The following is a 15,938-nucleotide window of genomic DNA, read 5'->3' as shown; positions in this document are numbered from 1 at the left end:
TTTCCGGTGTGCCCGTCTAGGACTTCAACATGTTGCGCAGCACGAACTGCAGGATGCCGCCGTTGCGGTAGTAGTCCGCTTCGCCGGGGGTGTCGATGCGCACGACCCCGTCGAACTCGACCGTCGACCCGTCCTCTTTCTTCGCGGTCACCTTGACCGTCTTGGGCGTCTTGCCGTTGTTGAGTTCCTCGATGCCCGCGATGTCGAACACCTCGGTGCCGTCGAGCTTGAGCGACGCCGCCGACTCGCCTTCGGGGAACTGCAGCGGGATGACGCCCATGCCGATCAGGTTGGAGCGGTGGATGCGTTCGAAGGACTCGGCGATCACCGCACGCACGCCCAGCAGCGTGGTGCCCTTGGCCGCCCAGTCACGCGACGAGCCCGATCCGTACTCCTTGCCGCCGAGCACGACCAGCGGGATGCCGGCCTTCTCGTAGTTCTGCGCGGCGTCGTAGATGAAGGCCTGCGGCCCGCCATCCTGGGTGAAGTCACGTGTGTAACCACCGGAGACGTCGTCGAGCAACTGGTTGCGCAACCGGATGTTGGCGAAGGTCCCGCGGATCATCACCTCGTGGTTGCCGCGGCGTGATCCGTAGGAGTTGAAGTCCTTCTGTTCGACGCCGTTGGCCTCCAGGTACTGCGCCGCCGGTGTGCCCTTCTTGATGCTGCCCGCCGGCGAGATGTGGTCTGTGGTGACCGAATCGCCAAGCAGGGCCAGCACTCTGGCGCCCTTGATGTCGGAGACGGGCTCCGGCTCGGCGGGCATGCCGTCGAAGTAGGGAGGCTTGCGCACATACGTCGAGTCCGAATCCCACTCGAAGGTCTTGCCTTCGGGGGTGGGCAGGTTGCGCCACCGCTCGTCGCCCTTGAAGACGTCGGCGTAGTTCTTGGTGAACATCTCCTGGTTGATCGCCGAGGCGATGGTGTCGGAGATGTCCTTGGGCGAGGGCCAGATGTCCTTGAGGAAGACGTCGTTGCCGTCGGAGTCCTGGCCCAGCGGATCGGCCTCGAAGTCGAAGTCCATGGTTCCGGCCAGTGCATAGGCGATCACCAGCGGCGGGGAGGCGAGGTAGTTCATCTTCACATCGGGGGAGATGCGGCCTTCGAAGTTACGGTTGCCCGACAGCACCGCGGTCACGGTGAGGTCTTCGTCGTTGACGGCCTTGGAGATCTCCTCCGGCAGCGGACCGGTGTTGCCGATGCACGTGGTGCAGCCGTATCCGACGAGATAGAAGCCCAGCTTCTCCAGGTACGGCCACAGGCCGGCCTTGTCGTAGTAGTCGCTGACCACCTGGGAGCCGGGCGCCATCGAGGTCTTGACCCACGGCTTGGCCGACAGGCCTTTCTCGACGGCGTTGCGGGCCAGCAGCGCCGCGCCCAGCATCACCGACGGGTTGGAGGTGTTGGTGCAGGAGGTGATGGCTGCGACGACCACCGCACCGTGATCGAGGACGAACTCGCCGCGGTCGGCGGAGGTCACCTTGACCGGCTTGGTGGGACGACCCTCGGAACCGTTGGCCGCCGATGCCACGTCGACGGAGTCGTCGTCGGCGAAGGACAGTGACACCGAGTCGCTGGCCGGGAACGACTCGTCGACGGCCTCGTCGAGCTTCGTCTCGGGGGCGGGGTGGTTCTCTTCGACGTAGTTGTGGATGTCCTTGCGGAACGCGTTCTTGGCATCGGAGAGCTCGATCCGGTCCTGCGGGCGCTTCGGGCCCGCGATGGACGGCACGACGTCGCCCAGATCGAGTTCGAGGTACTCGGAGAACTCGGGTTCGCGGCTCGGGTCGTGCCACATGCCCTGCGCCTTGGCGTAGGCCTCCACCAGCGCCAGCTGGTCCTCGTCGCGGCCCGTCAGCCGCAGATAGTCGATGGTGACCTCGTCGATCGGGAAAATCGCTGCGGTGGAACCGAACTCCGGGCTCATGTTGCCCAGCGTGGCGCGGTTGGCCAGCGGCACCTCGGCCACGCCCTCACCGTAGAACTCGACGAACTTGCCGACGACGCCGTGCTTGCGGAGCATGTCGGTGACGGTCAGCACGACATCGGTGGCGGTCACGCCGGGCTTGATCTCCCCGGTGAGTTTGAAGCCGACGACGCGGGGGATGAGCATGGAGACCGGCTGGCCGAGCATGGCCGCCTCGGCCTCGATGCCGCCGACGCCCCAGCCGAGGACGCCGAGCCCGTTGACCATCGTGGTGTGGCTGTCGGTGCCGACGCAGGTGTCGGGGTAGGCCACCTTGGTCCCGTCGCCCTCGCGGACCATCACGGTGCGAGCCAGGTACTCGATGTTGACCTGATGCACGATGCCGGTACCGGGGGGGACGACCTTGAAGTCGTCGAAGGCGCCCTGGCCCCAGCGCAGGAACTGATAGCGCTCGCCGTTGCGCTCGTACTCGATCTCGACGTTGCGTTCGAAGGCGTCGGCGCTGCCGAACACGTCGACGATGACCGAGTGGTCGATCACGAGCTCAGCGGGGGCCAACGGATTCACCTTGTCGATGTCGCCGCCCAGGTCACCGACCGCCTCGCGCATGGTGGCCAGGTCGACGATGCAGGGCACGCCGGTGAAGTCCTGCATGACCACGCGGGCCGGCGTGAACTGGATCTCGATGCTCGGGTCGGCCGACGCGTCCCAATTGGCGATCGCGTCGATGTGGTCTTTGGTGACGTTGGCGCCGTCTTCGGTGCGCAACAGGTTCTCGGCGAGCACCTTGAGGCTGTAGGGAAGCTTCTCCGTCCCGGGAACGGCGTCGAGGCGGTAGATCTCGTAGTTGTTGTCTCCCACCTCGAGCGTGTCGCGTGCTCCGAACGAGTTCAGGGATGAATTCTTGGTGCTCACATCAACTCCCGGCTGTATTCATCGCCGCGACGGGCTGTGTCGGCGGCGTCCGTAACCCTAACAGTACGCTTGTCCTGTAAGTAATCCCAGGGTGCCTCTAGTGTTGTCGCTGACCGCTGGCGGTGCCAGTCCTGGCCGCCCCTGGGTTACCCCGAATCGCCGCCGACCGTGTCGGCGTCGCCTCGGAGGCCGGGTCGGCTACCGTGCTCGTGTGACCGAAGCTCAGTTCGTCGGGTTTCTGCCGGGATACATCCCGCCCGAGATCGACATGGACCGGGTGCAGAGCGATGTCGCCGACGACGGTATCAGCGTCGCGCCCGCGTATCAGGCCGACATTCCCGCGCTGCGCCAGGTCGTCGCCGACGCTCGCGAACAGGGCATCGACCTCAAGATCGTGGCGATCGACGTCAACCCTCCGATCGACACGCCGCTTCGCGACATCGCCACCGAGGTGGGGATGGCGAACCCCGGTTCGACCGTGCTGGCGATGAGCCCCTCGTACGCCGGGACCTACAGCACCGACTTCGATCGGGTCACGCTCGAGGCCGGTGAGGACTTGGCCGAGACCGGCAACCCGGTGCAGTCGTCGACCAATTTCGTCGGCGAGTTGACCGATTCCCACTTTGCGTGGACGCCATTCACCATTGTGGTCATTTTCGTCACCGTCTTGGCCGTCGTGGCCACCCGCATACTGCAAAAATGGGGCAAACGGGCAACCGGGTCGAAGGCGGCGTCCACCAGCGTCGATTAACGGGTTCCGCGCCCTGCGCAAATTCAAACATCACCGTTTGATAACGCGAAATGCAATTACATTGTTGTAATTCGTTACTAAAGTTTCTTTAGCGTCAGATGTGACGTACGGTGCAATCGGTGCTTGATGTTGCAGTAGTGCTTCGTGTTACTTCTGTGATCTTTGTGCTCACTGTGCTCGAGCGCCCGAGAATCTTCCGACACGTTCGCGTGGAGCATTAGGAGACTTGAGTCGGATGAGACGCACCCCTGGCGCCCCCGCTTCGCGGCTGTGTGCGGTGTCCCTGGCGTTCGGCATGGTCGTGACCGTGCCGAACCTGGGGCCCAGCCTGGCACTGGCCCAGCCCGCAAGCTCTGACACCTTGGCCGAGCTCGTCACCGAGGTGGCCACCGTCAACCAAAAGCTGCAGGATCTCGGAGCGGCGATCCAGTCGCAGCAGGAGAGTGTCAACAAGGCCATTCTGGAGGTCAAGACCGCGCGGGACTCCGCCGCGGCTGCGCAACAGGAAGTCGACGCCAGCGCACAGCGCGTCGAGCAGGCCAATGGCGCGATCACCGACGCCCAGAAGCGATTCGACACCTTCGCCGCCGCGATGTACGTCAACGGCCCGTCGAGTTCGTACCTGACGGCCTCGGATCCGGTCGACATCCTCAACACCGCCGCGGCCGGCGAGACGCTGGCGATCAGCTCCCGCCGGGTGATGACCGAGCTGCAGAGCGCCCGCGTCGAACAGGTCAACAAGGAGTCCGCGGCGCGACTGGCCAAACAGCAGGCCGACGCGGCCGTTTCGGCGGCCGAGGCCAGCCAGCAGGACGCCGTCGACGCGCTGACCGGCGCCCAGGAGACGTTCAAGTCCCAGCAGGCCGAGCTCGACCGCCTCACCGCCGAACGTCAGCAGGCCCAGGCGAAACTGGCCGAGGCGCGGACCCTGGCCGCGCCCAGCAGCCCGGCCGGGGCCGGCCGGCCCGCCGCCGCACCCGGGTCCTCCTCGTCCGGCGCGCCAGCGCCGGCCAAGCCGGGCGCCGCAAACCCGAACTGGGACGTCGACCCGGCCACCGGGAACCGCGAGACCGCCTGGGACATGACGCTGCCGCAGATCCCGAGCGCGTTCGTCAGCGGAGACCCGATCCAGATCATCAATGCGGTGATCAAGATCATCACGACGTCGCTCGAGATCACCCAGAACCTGGGCCGCAAGTTCCTGCAGAGCCTCGGCCTGCTGCCGACCGAAACCGGCATCACCAACGGTGCCATCCCGGCCGTCGCCGGACCCCAGGCCACCGAGCTGGTGATCCGGCGCGGCATGTCGCAGCTGGGCGTGCCGTACTCGTGGGGCGGCGGCAACGCCGCAGGACCCAGCCGCGGCATCGATCACGGCGCCGGAACCGTCGGGTTCGACTGCTCGGGGCTGATGCTGTACATGTTCGCCGGCGTCGGCATCAAGCTCGACCACTACTCGGGCTCGCAGTACAACGCGGGCCGCAAGGTGCCGTCCTCGCAGATGCGCCGCGGCGACATGATCTTCTACGGCCCCAACGCCAGCCAGCACGTGGCGATGTACCTCGGCGACGGCAAGATGCTCGAGGCGCCCTACACCGGTTCGGTGGTCAAGATCTCGCCGGTCCGTACCAGCGGCATGACCCCCTTCGTCACCCGGATGATCGAGTGGTGATCCCCGTGCGCCGCCTGCTCGTCGCGTTGGTGGCCGTCGCCGGTGTCGCGTTCGGTCCGATCGCTCCCGCCTCCGCCCAGCCCGCGGCCGGACAGTGGGACCCCACATTGCCCAAGCTCATCAGTGCGGGCGCTCCGGGCGACCCGCTGGCCATCGCCAACGCCTCGCTGGCCGCCACCGCGCAGGCAACCGAGGTCACCATGAACCTCGGGCGCAAGTTCCTGCAGACCATCGGTCTGGTGCCGGCCGATGCGCCGGCGAGTGTGGCACCGGGAACCGTGCGCGGTCCGGCTGCCATCGAATACGCGATCCGGCGTGGCGGCAGCCAGATGGGTGTGCCCTATTCCTGGGGTGGGGGCAAGCCCAGCGGCCCCAGCACCGGGGTCGACTCCGGCGCCAACACCGTCGGATTCGACTGTTCCGGGTTCACCCAGTTCTCCTACGCCGGGGTGGGCGTGCTGATCCCGAAGTACTCGGGCGACCAGTACAACACCGGTCGCAAGGTGCCCGTCTCGCAGGCCAAGCGTGGAGACCTCCTGTTCTGGGGACCCGGCGGCAGCCAGCACGTCGCGATGTACCTCGGCGGCGGAAAGATGCTCGAGTCGGCCAGCAGTGCGGGTCGGGTGACCGTGAGCCCGGTGCGCACGGCAGGCCTGCAGCCCTACGCGGTGCGCGTCATCGAAACCTGAGGCGGCCGCGCCTGTCACCGTGAGGTGCCCGCGCCCTGAGGTGCCCGCGCCTGTCACCCCGAGGCACCGGCGCGTGCGCCACGCCGAGTCGCCTGCGCGTGCGCAAGCCCGAGGCGCCTGCGCGTCCGCCACCCTGAGGCGCCCGCGCGTCCGCCAACCTGAGTGTGGCCTGAGTTAAAGCTGAGCACCATTGGTGAATGGCTGGGGTACGGCCCGGCTCGGCATGGGCGGCGTCGACGGATTCCGAACCGCCTGGAATAGTTGACGGCGAGCACGGTGCCACAACGGGCCCGTGCGCACAGACCTGTAGGTACTGCGCTTGTGGAAGGAAGTTTGATGACCGCACCGAGTGGGCCGCCACAGGGCTCTGGAGGATTTCCCGGGCAGGCCCCGGCACCCGGCTACTCCCCGGGTGCGCATGCCGCACCGAGCACCGGACAGTCGGGTTCGTCGGGCACCAACGGCGGCATGCAGCACGAGGTGCACACGCTCGAGCGCGCCATCTTCGAGGTCAAGCGCATCATCGTCGGTCAGGACCAACTGGTCGAGCGGATGCTCGTCGGTCTGCTGGCCAAGGGCCACGTTCTGCTCGAAGGTGTGCCGGGCGTCGCCAAGACGTTGGCGGTCGAAACCTTCGCCAAGGTCGTCGGCGGCACGTTCGCCCGCATCCAGTTCACCCCCGACCTGGTGCCCACCGACATCGTCGGCACCAGGATCTACCGTCAGGGCAAGGAGGAGTTCGACATCGAGCTCGGCCCCTGCGTGGTGAACTTCCTGCTGGCCGACGAGATCAACCGCGCGCCGGCCAAGGTGCAGTCGGCCCTGCTGGAGATCATGGCCGAACGCAAGATCTCCATCGGCGGCAAGACGTTCCCGCTGCCCAGTCCGTTCCTGGTCATGGCCACGCAGAACCCCATCGAGCAGGAGGGCGTCTATCAGCTGCCCGAGGCGCAGCGCGACCGCTTCCTGTTCAAACTCAACGTCGGCTACCCCTCACCGGAGGAAGAGCGCGAGATCATCTACCGGATGGGCGTGAAGCCGCCGGAGCCCAAGCAGATCCTCAACACCGGTGACCTGCTGCGGCTGCAGGAGACCGCAGCCAACAATTTCGTCCACCACGCGCTGGTCGACTACGTGGTGCGGATCGTCACCGCCACCCGCGAGCCGGAGAAGTTCGGGATGCCCGACGCCAAGGCGTGGATCGCCTACGGCGCCTCACCGCGTGCGTCGCTGGGCATCATCGCGGCGGCCCGGGCCCTGGCCCTGGTGCGGGGCCGCGACTACGTCATCCCGCAGGACGTCGTCGAGATCATCCCCGATGTGCTGCGGCACCGCCTGGTACTCACCTACGACGCGCTCGCCGACGAGGTGTCCTCGGAGACGGTGATCAACCGGATCATGCAGACCGTGGCACTTCCCCAGGTGAATGCCATTCCGCAGCAAGGTCCTTCCGCTTCGCCCGGGGTTCCCGCCGGCGCGGCCGCGGGTGGGCGCTGAGCATGCGTAGGCGGCTCACGCGGTGACGGCTCCCTCAGATCCTTCCAGTTCCTCCGGCTCCACCAACTCCACTCGTTCCATCGACCTGCCCTCTCTGCAGCGCGGGGAGATCCGGGACCCGGCACTGACCGCGGCCCTGCGAAAGCTCGAGTTGACGGTGCGCCGGAAACTGGACGGCGTGCTGCACGGAGATCATCTCGGTCTGCTGCCCGGACCCGGAACGGAACCGGGCGAGTCCCGCAGCTACCAGCCGGGCGACGACGTGCGCCGCATGGACTGGTCGGTGACCGCGAGGACGACCCAGCCCCACGTCCGGCAGATGATCGCCGACCGTGAACTGGAGACCTGGCTGGTGGTCGACGTGTCCGCCAGCCTGGACTTCGGCACCACCGGCTGTGAGAAGCGTGATCTGGCCGTCGCCGCGGCGGCCTCGATCGCCTTCCTCAACAGCGGCGGCGGAAACCGGCTGGGCGCGATCATCTCCAACGGCGACACGATGCGCCGGGTGCCCGCCCTGTCCGGCCGGATGCACGAGCAGGAACTGTTGCGCGCCATCGCCACCACCCCCCGGGCCCCGATGGGTACCCGCGGTGACCTCGCCGCGGCCATCGATGCGCTGCGCCGGCCCGAACGTCGACGTGGAATGGCCGTGATCATCAGCGATTTCCTGGGCCCGATCGACTGGATGCGTCCGCTGCGCGCCATCTCGGGCCGCCACGAGGTGCTCGGGATCGAGATCCTCGATCCCCGTGACATCGAGCTGCCGCCGGTCGGGGACGTGATCCTGCAGGACACCGAGACCGGGCGCACCCGCGAGTTCACCATCGACGAACAGCTGCGCAGCGACTTCGAGCGGGCCGCCGCCGCGCACCGCGCCGAGGTGGCCCGCACGCTGAGGCGTTGTGACGCGCCGCTGCTGACGCTGCGCACCGATCGAGACTGGATCGCGGACGTGGTGCGCTTCGTCGCCAGCCGGCGTCGCGGTGCCCTGGCCTCGGCGCGATGACCAACGAAATGACAGCGAGCACATGACTTTACCGTTTTTCGGCCCGATGTCGCTGACGGGCTTCGAGCATCCCTGGTTCTTCCTGTTCCTCCTGGTCGTCATCGGGCTGATCGCGCTGTACGTGATCGTTCAGATGGCGCGCCAGAAGCGCATGCTGCGGTTCGCCAACATGGAGCTGCTGGAAAGTGTTGCCCCACAGCGCCCCAGCCGCTGGCGGCACCTGCCGGCGGTGCTCCTCGTGTCCTCGATGGTGTTGTTCACCATCGCGATGGCCGGCCCGACCCACGACGTGCGTATTCCCCGCAACCGCGCGGTGGTGATGCTGGTGATCGACGTGTCGCAGTCGATGCGCGCCACCGACGTGTCGCCCAACCGGCTGGTGGCCGCCCAGGAAGCCGCCAAGCAGTTCGCCGATCAGTTGACCCCCGGTATCAACCTGGGCTTGATCTCCTACGCCGGCACCGCCACGGTGCTCGTCTCGCCGACCACCAACCGCGAGGCCACCAAGAACGCCATCGACAAGTTGCAGCTGGCCGACCGCACGGCGACCGGTGAGGGAGTGTTCACCGCGCTGCAGGCCATCGCGACGGTGGGAGCCGTCATCGGTGGCGGAGACGAACCGCCGCCGGCGCGCATCGTGCTGATGTCCGACGGCAAGGAAACCGTTCCGTCGAACCCGGACAACCCCAAAGGGGCCTACACCGCGGCGCGCACCGCCAAGGATCAGGGCGTCCCGATCTCGACGGTGTCGTTCGGCACGCCGTACGGCTACGTCGAGATCAACGAGCAGCGCCAACCGGTGCCCGTCGACGACGAGATGCTCGCCAAGATCGCCGAGCTCTCCGGTGGCGAGGCGTTCACCGCATCCAGCCTCGAGCAGCTCAAACAGGTGTTCAGCAACCTTCAAGAGCAGATCGGCTACGAAACCATCAAAGGTGATGCGAGCGTGGGCTGGCTACGGCTGGGTGCACTCGTACTGGCCGGTGCCGCACTGGGCGCGCTGCTGATCAACCGTCGGTTGCCCAACTAGTAGCCGAGCGCGCCGACCTTGATTTCGGATCCGTGCAGTCCACGCACTAAGTTGGCGGCATGACCGACACCTCCGGAGCCGCTCAGACGGAGACGGCGAACGCCGTCGCCGAACCCACCGACACCGGCCGGCCGGCTTTCGTCGCGCGGTCTGTGCTGGTCACCGGCGGCAACCGGGGGATCGGCCTGGCCATCGCGCAGCGACTGGCCGCAGACGGCCACAAGGTCGCGGTCACCCACCGCGGCTCCGGTGCCCCGGACGGATTGTTCGGTGTGCAGTGTGACGTCACCGACAGCGAGGCCGTCGACCGGGCGTTCACCGAGGTCGAGGAGCACCAGGGCCCGGTCGAGGTCCTGGTTTCCAACGCGGGTGTCTCCGCGGATGCCTTCCTGATGCGGATGACCGAGGAACGCTTCCAGAAGGTCATCGACGCGAACCTCACCGGGGCGTTCCGGGTGACCCAGCGCGCGTCGCGCACCATGCAGCGCAAGCGCTTCGGCCGCATCATCTACGTCGGTTCGGTCTCGGGCATGTGGGGCATCGGCAACCAGGCCAACTACGCGGCCTCCAAGGCCGGACTGATCGGGATGGCGCGCTCGATCTCCCGGGAGCTGTCCAAGGCCAACGTCACCGCCAACGTGGTGGCCCCCGGCTACATCGACACCGAGATGACCCGTGCGCTCGACGAGCGCATCCAGCAGGGAGCGCTGGATTTCATCCCGGCCAAGCGGGTCGGCACCGCTGCCGAGGTGGCGGGCGTCGTCAGCTTCCTGGCCTCAGAAGACGCCAACTACATTGCCGGCGCGGTGATCCCGGTCGACGGCGGCATGGGTATGGGCCACTAGCGAGGCCTCAGCGGCCCTGACACAGATAAGGACGTTCACATGACTGGCATTCTCGAGGGCAAGCGGATCCTCGTCACCGGCATCATCACCGATTCGTCGATCGCGTTCTACATCGCCAAGGTGGCCCAGGAGGCCGGCGCCGAACTGGTGCTGACCGGGTTCGACCGGATGAAGCTGATCCGGCGGATCTGCGACCGGCTGCCGAATCCGGCGCCGCTGCTGGAGCTCGACGTGCAGAACACCGAACACCTCGACACGCTGGCCGACCGGATCGCCGCGGAGATCGGTGAGGGCAACAAGCTCGACGGTGTCGTGCATTCGATCGGTTTCATGCCGCAGACCGGCATGGGCATCAACCCGTTCTTCGACGCGCCGTACGAGGACGTCGCCAAAGGCATCCACATCTCGGCCTACTCCTACGCCTCGCTGGCCAAAGCGGTGCTGCCGATCATGAATCCCGGCGGCGGCATCGTCGGCATGGACTTCGACCCGACCCGCGCGATGCCGGCCTACAACTGGATGACGGTGGCCAAGAGCGCGCTGGAATCGGTGAACCGCTTCGTCGCGCGCGAGGCCGGCAAGGTCGGCGTCCGCTCCAATCTCGTTGCCGCCGGACCGATCCGGACTCTGGCGATGAGCGCCATCGTCGGTGGCGCGCTCGGTGAGGAGGCCGGAGCGCAGATGCAGCTGCTCGAAGAGGGCTGGGACCAGCGTGCGCCGCTGGGCTGGAACATGAAGGATCCCACACCGGTGGCCAAGACGGTGTGTGCGCTGATGTCGGACTGGCTGCCGGCGACCACGGGCACCGTGGTCTACGCCGACGGCGGGGCCAGCACCCAGTTGTTGTGACCGTGGAGTTCGACGCGCTACTGCTGCTGTCCTTCGGTGGCCCCGAGGGGCCCGAGCAGGTCATGCCGTTCCTGGAGAACGTCACTCGCGGACGCGGCATCCCGCGGGAGCGGCTGGAGTCGGTGGCCGAGCACTACCTGCATTTCGGCGGGGTCTCGCCGATCAACCGGATCAACCGTGCGCTCATCGCCGAGATCGAGGCCGAGCTGGCCCGCCGCGGGCGCCGGATGCCGGTCTACTTCGGCAACCGCAACTGGGAGCCCTACGTCGAAGACACCGTCACGCAGATGCGCGACAACGGGATCGAACGCGCAGCGGTCTTCACCACCTCGGCGTGGGGCGGATATTCGGGCTGCACGCAGTATCAGGAGGACATCGCACGCGGCCGCGCGGCCGCTGGGGTGGGTGCACCGGAGTTGGTGAAGCTGCGCCAGTACTTCGACCACCCGCTGTTGGTCGAGATGTTCGCCGACGCGATCCGCGACGCCGCCGCCACACTGCCCGCCGAACTGCGTGACAAAGCGCGCCTGGTCTTCACCGCGCACTCGATCCCGCTGCGCGCGGCCAACCGGTGCGGCCCCGACCTCTACGAACGTCAGGTCGGTTACGCCTGCCGACTGGTGGCCGCGGCCGCGGGCTACCTCGACTACGACCACGTCTGGCAGTCCCGCTCCGGCCCGCCGCAGGTGCCGTGGCTCGAACCGGACGTCGGTGACCATCTGGAGGCGTTACAGCGGGCGGGCACCCCAGCGGTGATCGTGTGTCCGGTCGGGTTCGTCGCCGACCACATCGAGGTGGTGTGGGACCTGGACAACGAACTGGCCGAGCAGGCCGCGCAGGCGGGAATCGCGCTCGCGCGGGCCTCCACGCCCAACGCCCAGACCCGGTTCGCCCGGCTGGCGGTCGACCTGCTCGACGAGATGCGGATGGATGCCCCGGCCGCCCGGGTCACCGGGCCGCAGCCGGTGCCCGGCTACGGCTGCAGCGTCAACGGTGCGGTGTGCACCCCGGACTGTGAGGCCTGACGAGCGCCGAATCGTCAACGACGCCAGGCGGAATGCAGGATCGCCTCGACGGCGGCCAGCCGTGCCGAGCGGACCACCGCGGTCAGCGGACGCAATGCGTCGCTGGCGACCTGGACCTCCGAGGAACTCTGCAGACCGCTCGGGATCAACCCGGAGCTGACGGTGATGATCGCGTCGACGTGCGCGGCGTTCTCCAACACACGCACCGCGCGCGCCGGCGCGTGGTCGGGCACGCGATGGGCGAGAGTGGAATCGAGGACCTGTTCGACGAGTCGGCGGGGGTCGCCGATGTCACCGCCGGACGCGCCGGCCCGCAACGCGCCGAGCGCGTCGGCCGCCGAGCGCACCGCGTCGCGCAGGGCGTACTCCGCCTCGCCGAGATCGAAGTACCCGACGATGACGGGGCCGGGCAGCGAGTACACCGTCCACGACAGGCCACTGGGTTCGGGGTCGAAGATGTCGGGGTCGAACATGTCGGTACCCAGGTCGGTCTCGGGGAAGCCATCGGGGTACTCGAAGTCGGGGACGAGGCCGACGAGCGCTTCCGGCGGACCGACGAGAACCGCCTCACCGGCGGCGATGGCGTCCCGCCCGAACTGGGTGCCGGGCGGCAGGCCCCGGACGTCGCCGGGCACGGGCAGCGCCAGCGTGATCGCCGGCTGCGTGCCGGCGGCCCGGGCCGCGGTACGCATGGTCTGCAGCAGCGACACCGCACCCGGATCGTCGAGGTCGGGCCACGACAGGCCCGTGCGCTCCGCGGCTGCGGAGTCGTAGGCCGTGACCGAATGCCTTGGCGTCCACAGAGATAACGCGTCCAGGACGTCGTCAGGCGCGGCGGCGCCGGCCAGCCACGAATTGGCCCACACCGAAAGCGAAACACTGGGACACCACATGATGGCTGCAGTGTAGTTGTTCGATGCTGGCCCGGTCGGTCGCGCGATAGGCTGGCCATATGCCTGTTGCGCTGATCTGGCTGATCGCGGCCCTGGCGTTGGCCGGCGCCGAGGCGCTGACCGGCGATCTGTTCCTGCTCATGCTCAGCGGCGGTGCGCTGGCGGCCGCCGGGTCGGCGTGGGTGCTGGACTGGCCGATCTGGGCCGACGGACTGGTGTTCCTGCTGGTGTCGGTGCTGCTGCTGGTCGGTGTCCGGCCGGCGTTGAGGCGACGGATGCAGTCCGGTCAGGGACTGCCCGAGCCGGCCCGCGCCCTGGAAGGCAAGAACGCGTTGGTGCTCGGCCGCGTCGCGCGCCATGAAGGCCAGGTGAAACTCGAGGGTGAGGTCTGGACCGCGCGTCCGCTCAACGACAACGATGTGTACGAACCCGGCGACCAGGTCCTGGTCGTGAAGATCGACGGTGCCACCGCGGTGGTGTCGAAGATCGCCTGAGAAGTTCGGCGAGGGAAGGAGCCCCATCATGGACGGCACCATCGCAGGATTGGTCCTGCTGGCTGTGCTGGTCGTGTTCGCCGTGATCGTGGTCGCCAAGTCGGTGGCCCTGATCCCACAGGCCGAGGCGGCCGTGATCGAGCGACTCGGCCGCTACAGCAAGACCGTGTCCGGCCAGCTGACGTTGCTGTTGCCGTTCGTCGACAAGATCCGGGCCCGGGTCGATCTGCGCGAGCGGGTGGTGTCCTTCCCGCCGCAGCCGGTCATCACCGAAGACAACCTCACGGTGCAGATCGACACCGTCGTCTACTTCCAGGTGACCAACCCACAGGCCGCGGTGTACCAGATCAGCAACTACATCGTCGGGGTGGAGCAGCTGACCACCACCACGCTGCGCAACCTGGTCGGCGGGATGACGCTGGAGCAGACACTGACGTCACGCGACCAGATCAACACCGCGTTGCGCGGGGTGCTCGACGAGGCCACCAACCGATGGGGGCTGCGGGTGGCGCGGGTCGAACTGCGCAGCATCGATCCGCCACCCTCCATCCAGGATTCGATGGAAAAGCAGATGCGCGCCGACCGGGAGAAGCGCGCGATGATCCTGACCGCGGAGGGCCATCGCGAGTCGGCGATCAAGCAGGCCGAGGGTGAGAAGCAGGCCGCCATCCTGTCCGCCGAGGGCGCCAAGCAGGCCGCGATCCTGGCCGCCGAGGCCGACCGCCAGTCCCGCATGCTGCGGGCCCAAGGCGAACGCGCCGCGGCCTACCTGCAAGCTCAAGGCCAGGCCAAGGCGATCGAGAAGACGTTCGCCGCGATCAAGGCCGGCCGACCCACCCCGGAGCTGCTGGCTTACCAGTACCTGCAGACGCTTCCGAAGATGGCCGAAGGCGACGCCAACAAGGTGTGGGTGGTGCCCAGCGACTTCGGTACCGCGCTGCAGGGCTTCACCAAGATGCTGGGCGCGCCCGGCGAGGACGGGGTGTTCCGCTGGACACCGCCGCCGGTCGAGGACGATCTGGCCCGGCCGGAGGACGACAGCGAGGCCGTCGCCGACTGGTTTTCCACCGAGACCGATCCGGTGATCGCGCAGGCGGTGGCCAAGGCTGAGGCGGAGGCCCGGTCGCCGGTCGACGGGCCGGGGCTGCTCTCGTCGGCGCCACGGAACCCGCAACTGGGCTCGACCCCGCCGGGGGAGAACCAGTGAGCGCGCTGACCTCCCGACGGGCCTATCTGGCGCTGGCGGTGCTCCAGGCGGCCGATGCAGCGGCATGCGTCGGACCCATGGCGCCGGTGAAGAAGGCGTTCGACGATGTCGGCCTCCCGGAGGAACTGCGCCCGCTCATCCCGGTCGTCAAGGCCGCGAGCGCGGTGGGCCTGCTGTCGGTGTTGCGGTTCCCCGCCCTGGCCCGCCTGACGACGTTCATGCTGACGGTGTACTTCGTGCTGGCTGTCGGATCCCACCTGCGAGTTCGCGACTTCAGCCCGAACCTGATCGCGGCGTCGGCATTCCTGGCACTCTTCGGCACGATGACCGTGGAGGGCCCTGACCTCAGGACACGCTGACCGCGTCCTCGGCGCGGCGGTGCCGGCGTATCTCGTAGGCCAAGCCGGCCACGCCGACACCCGCGGTGCACAGCGAGACCGCGAGCAGCAGCGGGCTCACCCGCCCGGTGAGAGCGTCGCCGAGAATCACGACCGCCGCGGTGCCGGGGAGCACCCCGAACAGGGTTGCCAGGGTGTAGGGCAGGACCCGGACCGACGACGCGCCCGCGGCGTAGTTCAGCACGGAGAACGGCACCGCCGGGATCAGCCTGGTCGCCAGCACCACCGGCCAACCACGTTCCCGCAGCCGCGCGTCGACGGCGTCGATCCTGGGATGCCGGACCAGGCTGCTGACCTGCCAACCGGCGGAGCGCACCAGGAACAGCGCGATCAGTGCGGACAACGTGCTGGCTGCCACGGCGATCGGGATCCCCAGCACCGGACCGAACAGCAGGCCCGCGGCCAGCGTGAAGGCGGTGCGCGGGAACGGGAACACCGTCACCACCACGTGTGCGGCGAAGAACGCCAACGGAAACCACGCACCGACCGAGGTCGCCCAGTCGCGCAGCTGAACGGCGGACGGGATCGGCACCAGCAGCGCAACTGCGACGAGAATCACAATCGCGCACAGGACCGCCACGAGCCTGCCGCGGGGGATGGTCGCCAGGGTGCCGAGAAACGCGGCGCGGGCGGTGCGCAGCGTTCTGACGACGGATTTCACGCCTTCCAAGAGTACGGGTGTGCGCGCTCACCGGCTCAAATAGCGCGGTGTGGAGTCTGCACACCGGCGTGCGCTGATG

15 protein-coding genes are annotated in these 15,938 nt (G+C 67.9%); 12 read left to right on the top strand and 3 right to left on the bottom strand.

The genetic code is table 11. From position 1 onward, the window contains the following. Positions 1 to 16: 16 nt before the first annotated feature. Positions 17 to 2,842: an aconitate hydratase AcnA gene (gene acnA, locus J3476_RS11185; RefSeq protein ID WP_207066560.1), complete on the bottom strand. Its 2,826-nt coding sequence runs from the start codon at positions 2,840 to 2,842 to the stop codon at positions 17 to 19. Positions 2,843 to 3,053: 211 nt separating this feature from the next. Between acnA and J3476_RS11180 the strand changes: the two genes are divergently transcribed. The 9 genes from J3476_RS11180 (at position 3,054) to J3476_RS11140 (ending at position 12,206) form a co-directional block, all read left to right on the top strand. Next, positions 3,054 to 3,593, top strand: a complete 540-nt coding sequence (locus J3476_RS11180; RefSeq protein WP_286182891.1) for a DUF6676 family protein — start codon at positions 3,054 to 3,056, stop codon at positions 3,591 to 3,593. Positions 3,594 to 3,828: 235 nt separating this feature from the next. After that, complete coding sequence (gene ripA / locus J3476_RS11175) at positions 3,829 to 5,265, top strand: NlpC/P60 family peptidoglycan endopeptidase RipA (protein ID WP_207066559.1); 1,437 nt, start codon at positions 3,829 to 3,831, stop codon at positions 5,263 to 5,265. After that, positions 5,265 to 5,954 carry an NlpC/P60 family peptidoglycan endopeptidase RipB gene (gene ripB, locus J3476_RS11170; protein WP_163680273.1) on the top strand — a complete coding sequence of 230 codons (690 nt, stop codon included), beginning with the start codon at positions 5,265 to 5,267 and terminating at the stop codon, positions 5,952 to 5,954. Before ripA ends, ripB begins: the two co-directional genes overlap by 1 nt. Positions 5,955 to 6,290: 336 nt before the next feature. Further along, positions 6,291 to 7,451 (top strand): MoxR family ATPase, encoded by a 1,161-nt coding sequence (locus tag J3476_RS11165; RefSeq protein WP_207066558.1) that lies wholly within the window; start codon positions 6,291 to 6,293, stop codon positions 7,449 to 7,451. A 79-nt stretch (positions 7,452 to 7,530) separates the two neighbouring features. Next, entirely contained in the window at positions 7,531 to 8,457 is a 927-nt protein-coding gene (locus J3476_RS11160; protein ID WP_207066607.1) for a DUF58 domain-containing protein, read from the top strand. Between the two features lie 22 nt (positions 8,458 to 8,479). After that, positions 8,480 to 9,487, top strand: a complete 1,008-nt coding sequence (locus tag J3476_RS11155; protein ID WP_207066557.1) for a VWA domain-containing protein — start codon at positions 8,480 to 8,482, stop codon at positions 9,485 to 9,487. A 59-nt stretch (positions 9,488 to 9,546) separates the two neighbouring features. Next, positions 9,547 to 10,332, top strand: coding sequence for a 3-oxoacyl-ACP reductase FabG1 (fabG1, locus tag J3476_RS11150; RefSeq protein WP_286182890.1), 786 nt, complete (start codon positions 9,547 to 9,549; stop codon positions 10,330 to 10,332). Between the two features lie 39 nt (positions 10,333 to 10,371). After that, positions 10,372 to 11,181, top strand: a complete 810-nt coding sequence (gene inhA, locus J3476_RS11145; RefSeq protein WP_207066556.1) for an NADH-dependent enoyl-ACP reductase InhA — start codon at positions 10,372 to 10,374, stop codon at positions 11,179 to 11,181. Between the two features lie 2 nt (positions 11,182 to 11,183). Next, on the top strand, positions 11,184 to 12,206 hold the full coding sequence (locus J3476_RS11140) for a ferrochelatase (RefSeq protein ID WP_207066606.1): 1,023 nt from the start codon (positions 11,184 to 11,186) through the stop codon (positions 12,204 to 12,206). A 14-nt stretch (positions 12,207 to 12,220) separates the two neighbouring features. Here the strand turns inward: J3476_RS11140 and J3476_RS11135 are convergent, their stop codons facing one another. Next, positions 12,221 to 13,099 (bottom strand): hypothetical protein, encoded by an 879-nt coding sequence (locus J3476_RS11135; protein WP_207066555.1) that lies wholly within the window; start codon positions 13,097 to 13,099, stop codon positions 12,221 to 12,223. Between the two features lie 59 nt (positions 13,100 to 13,158). Between J3476_RS11135 and J3476_RS11130 the strand changes: the two genes are divergently transcribed. Genes J3476_RS11130 through J3476_RS11120 form a run of 3 tightly spaced genes read left to right on the top strand, consistent with a single transcriptional unit; the run spans position 13,159 to position 15,159 of the window. Continuing rightward, positions 13,159 to 13,593 (top strand): NfeD family protein, encoded by a 435-nt coding sequence (locus J3476_RS11130; RefSeq protein WP_207066554.1) that lies wholly within the window; start codon positions 13,159 to 13,161, stop codon positions 13,591 to 13,593. A 28-nt stretch (positions 13,594 to 13,621) separates the two neighbouring features. Beyond that, the gene (locus J3476_RS11125) at positions 13,622 to 14,800 is read left to right on the top strand and encodes an SPFH domain-containing protein (protein WP_207066553.1); all 1,179 of its coding nucleotides are present in this window, start codon (positions 13,622 to 13,624) and stop codon (positions 14,798 to 14,800) included. After that, positions 14,797 to 15,159: a DoxX family protein gene (locus J3476_RS11120; protein ID WP_207066552.1), complete on the top strand. Its 363-nt coding sequence runs from the start codon at positions 14,797 to 14,799 to the stop codon at positions 15,157 to 15,159. The genes J3476_RS11125 and J3476_RS11120 overlap by 4 nt, the downstream gene beginning before the upstream one ends. Here the strand turns inward: J3476_RS11120 and J3476_RS11115 are convergent. Then, on the bottom strand, positions 15,146 to 15,859 hold the full coding sequence (locus J3476_RS11115) for a TVP38/TMEM64 family protein (RefSeq protein ID WP_207066551.1): 714 nt from the start codon (positions 15,857 to 15,859) through the stop codon (positions 15,146 to 15,148). The two genes, J3476_RS11120 and J3476_RS11115, sit on opposite strands and share 14 nt — an antisense overlap. Positions 15,860 to 15,938 lie beyond the last annotated feature (79 nt).

The organism is Mycobacterium sp. PO1, from assembly GCF_017312405.1.
Lineage (GTDB): Bacteria > Actinomycetota > Actinomycetes > Mycobacteriales > Mycobacteriaceae > Mycobacterium.
Note: the sequence above shows the minus strand (reverse complement) of the source record. Positions and strands in the feature narration are given on the sequence as shown.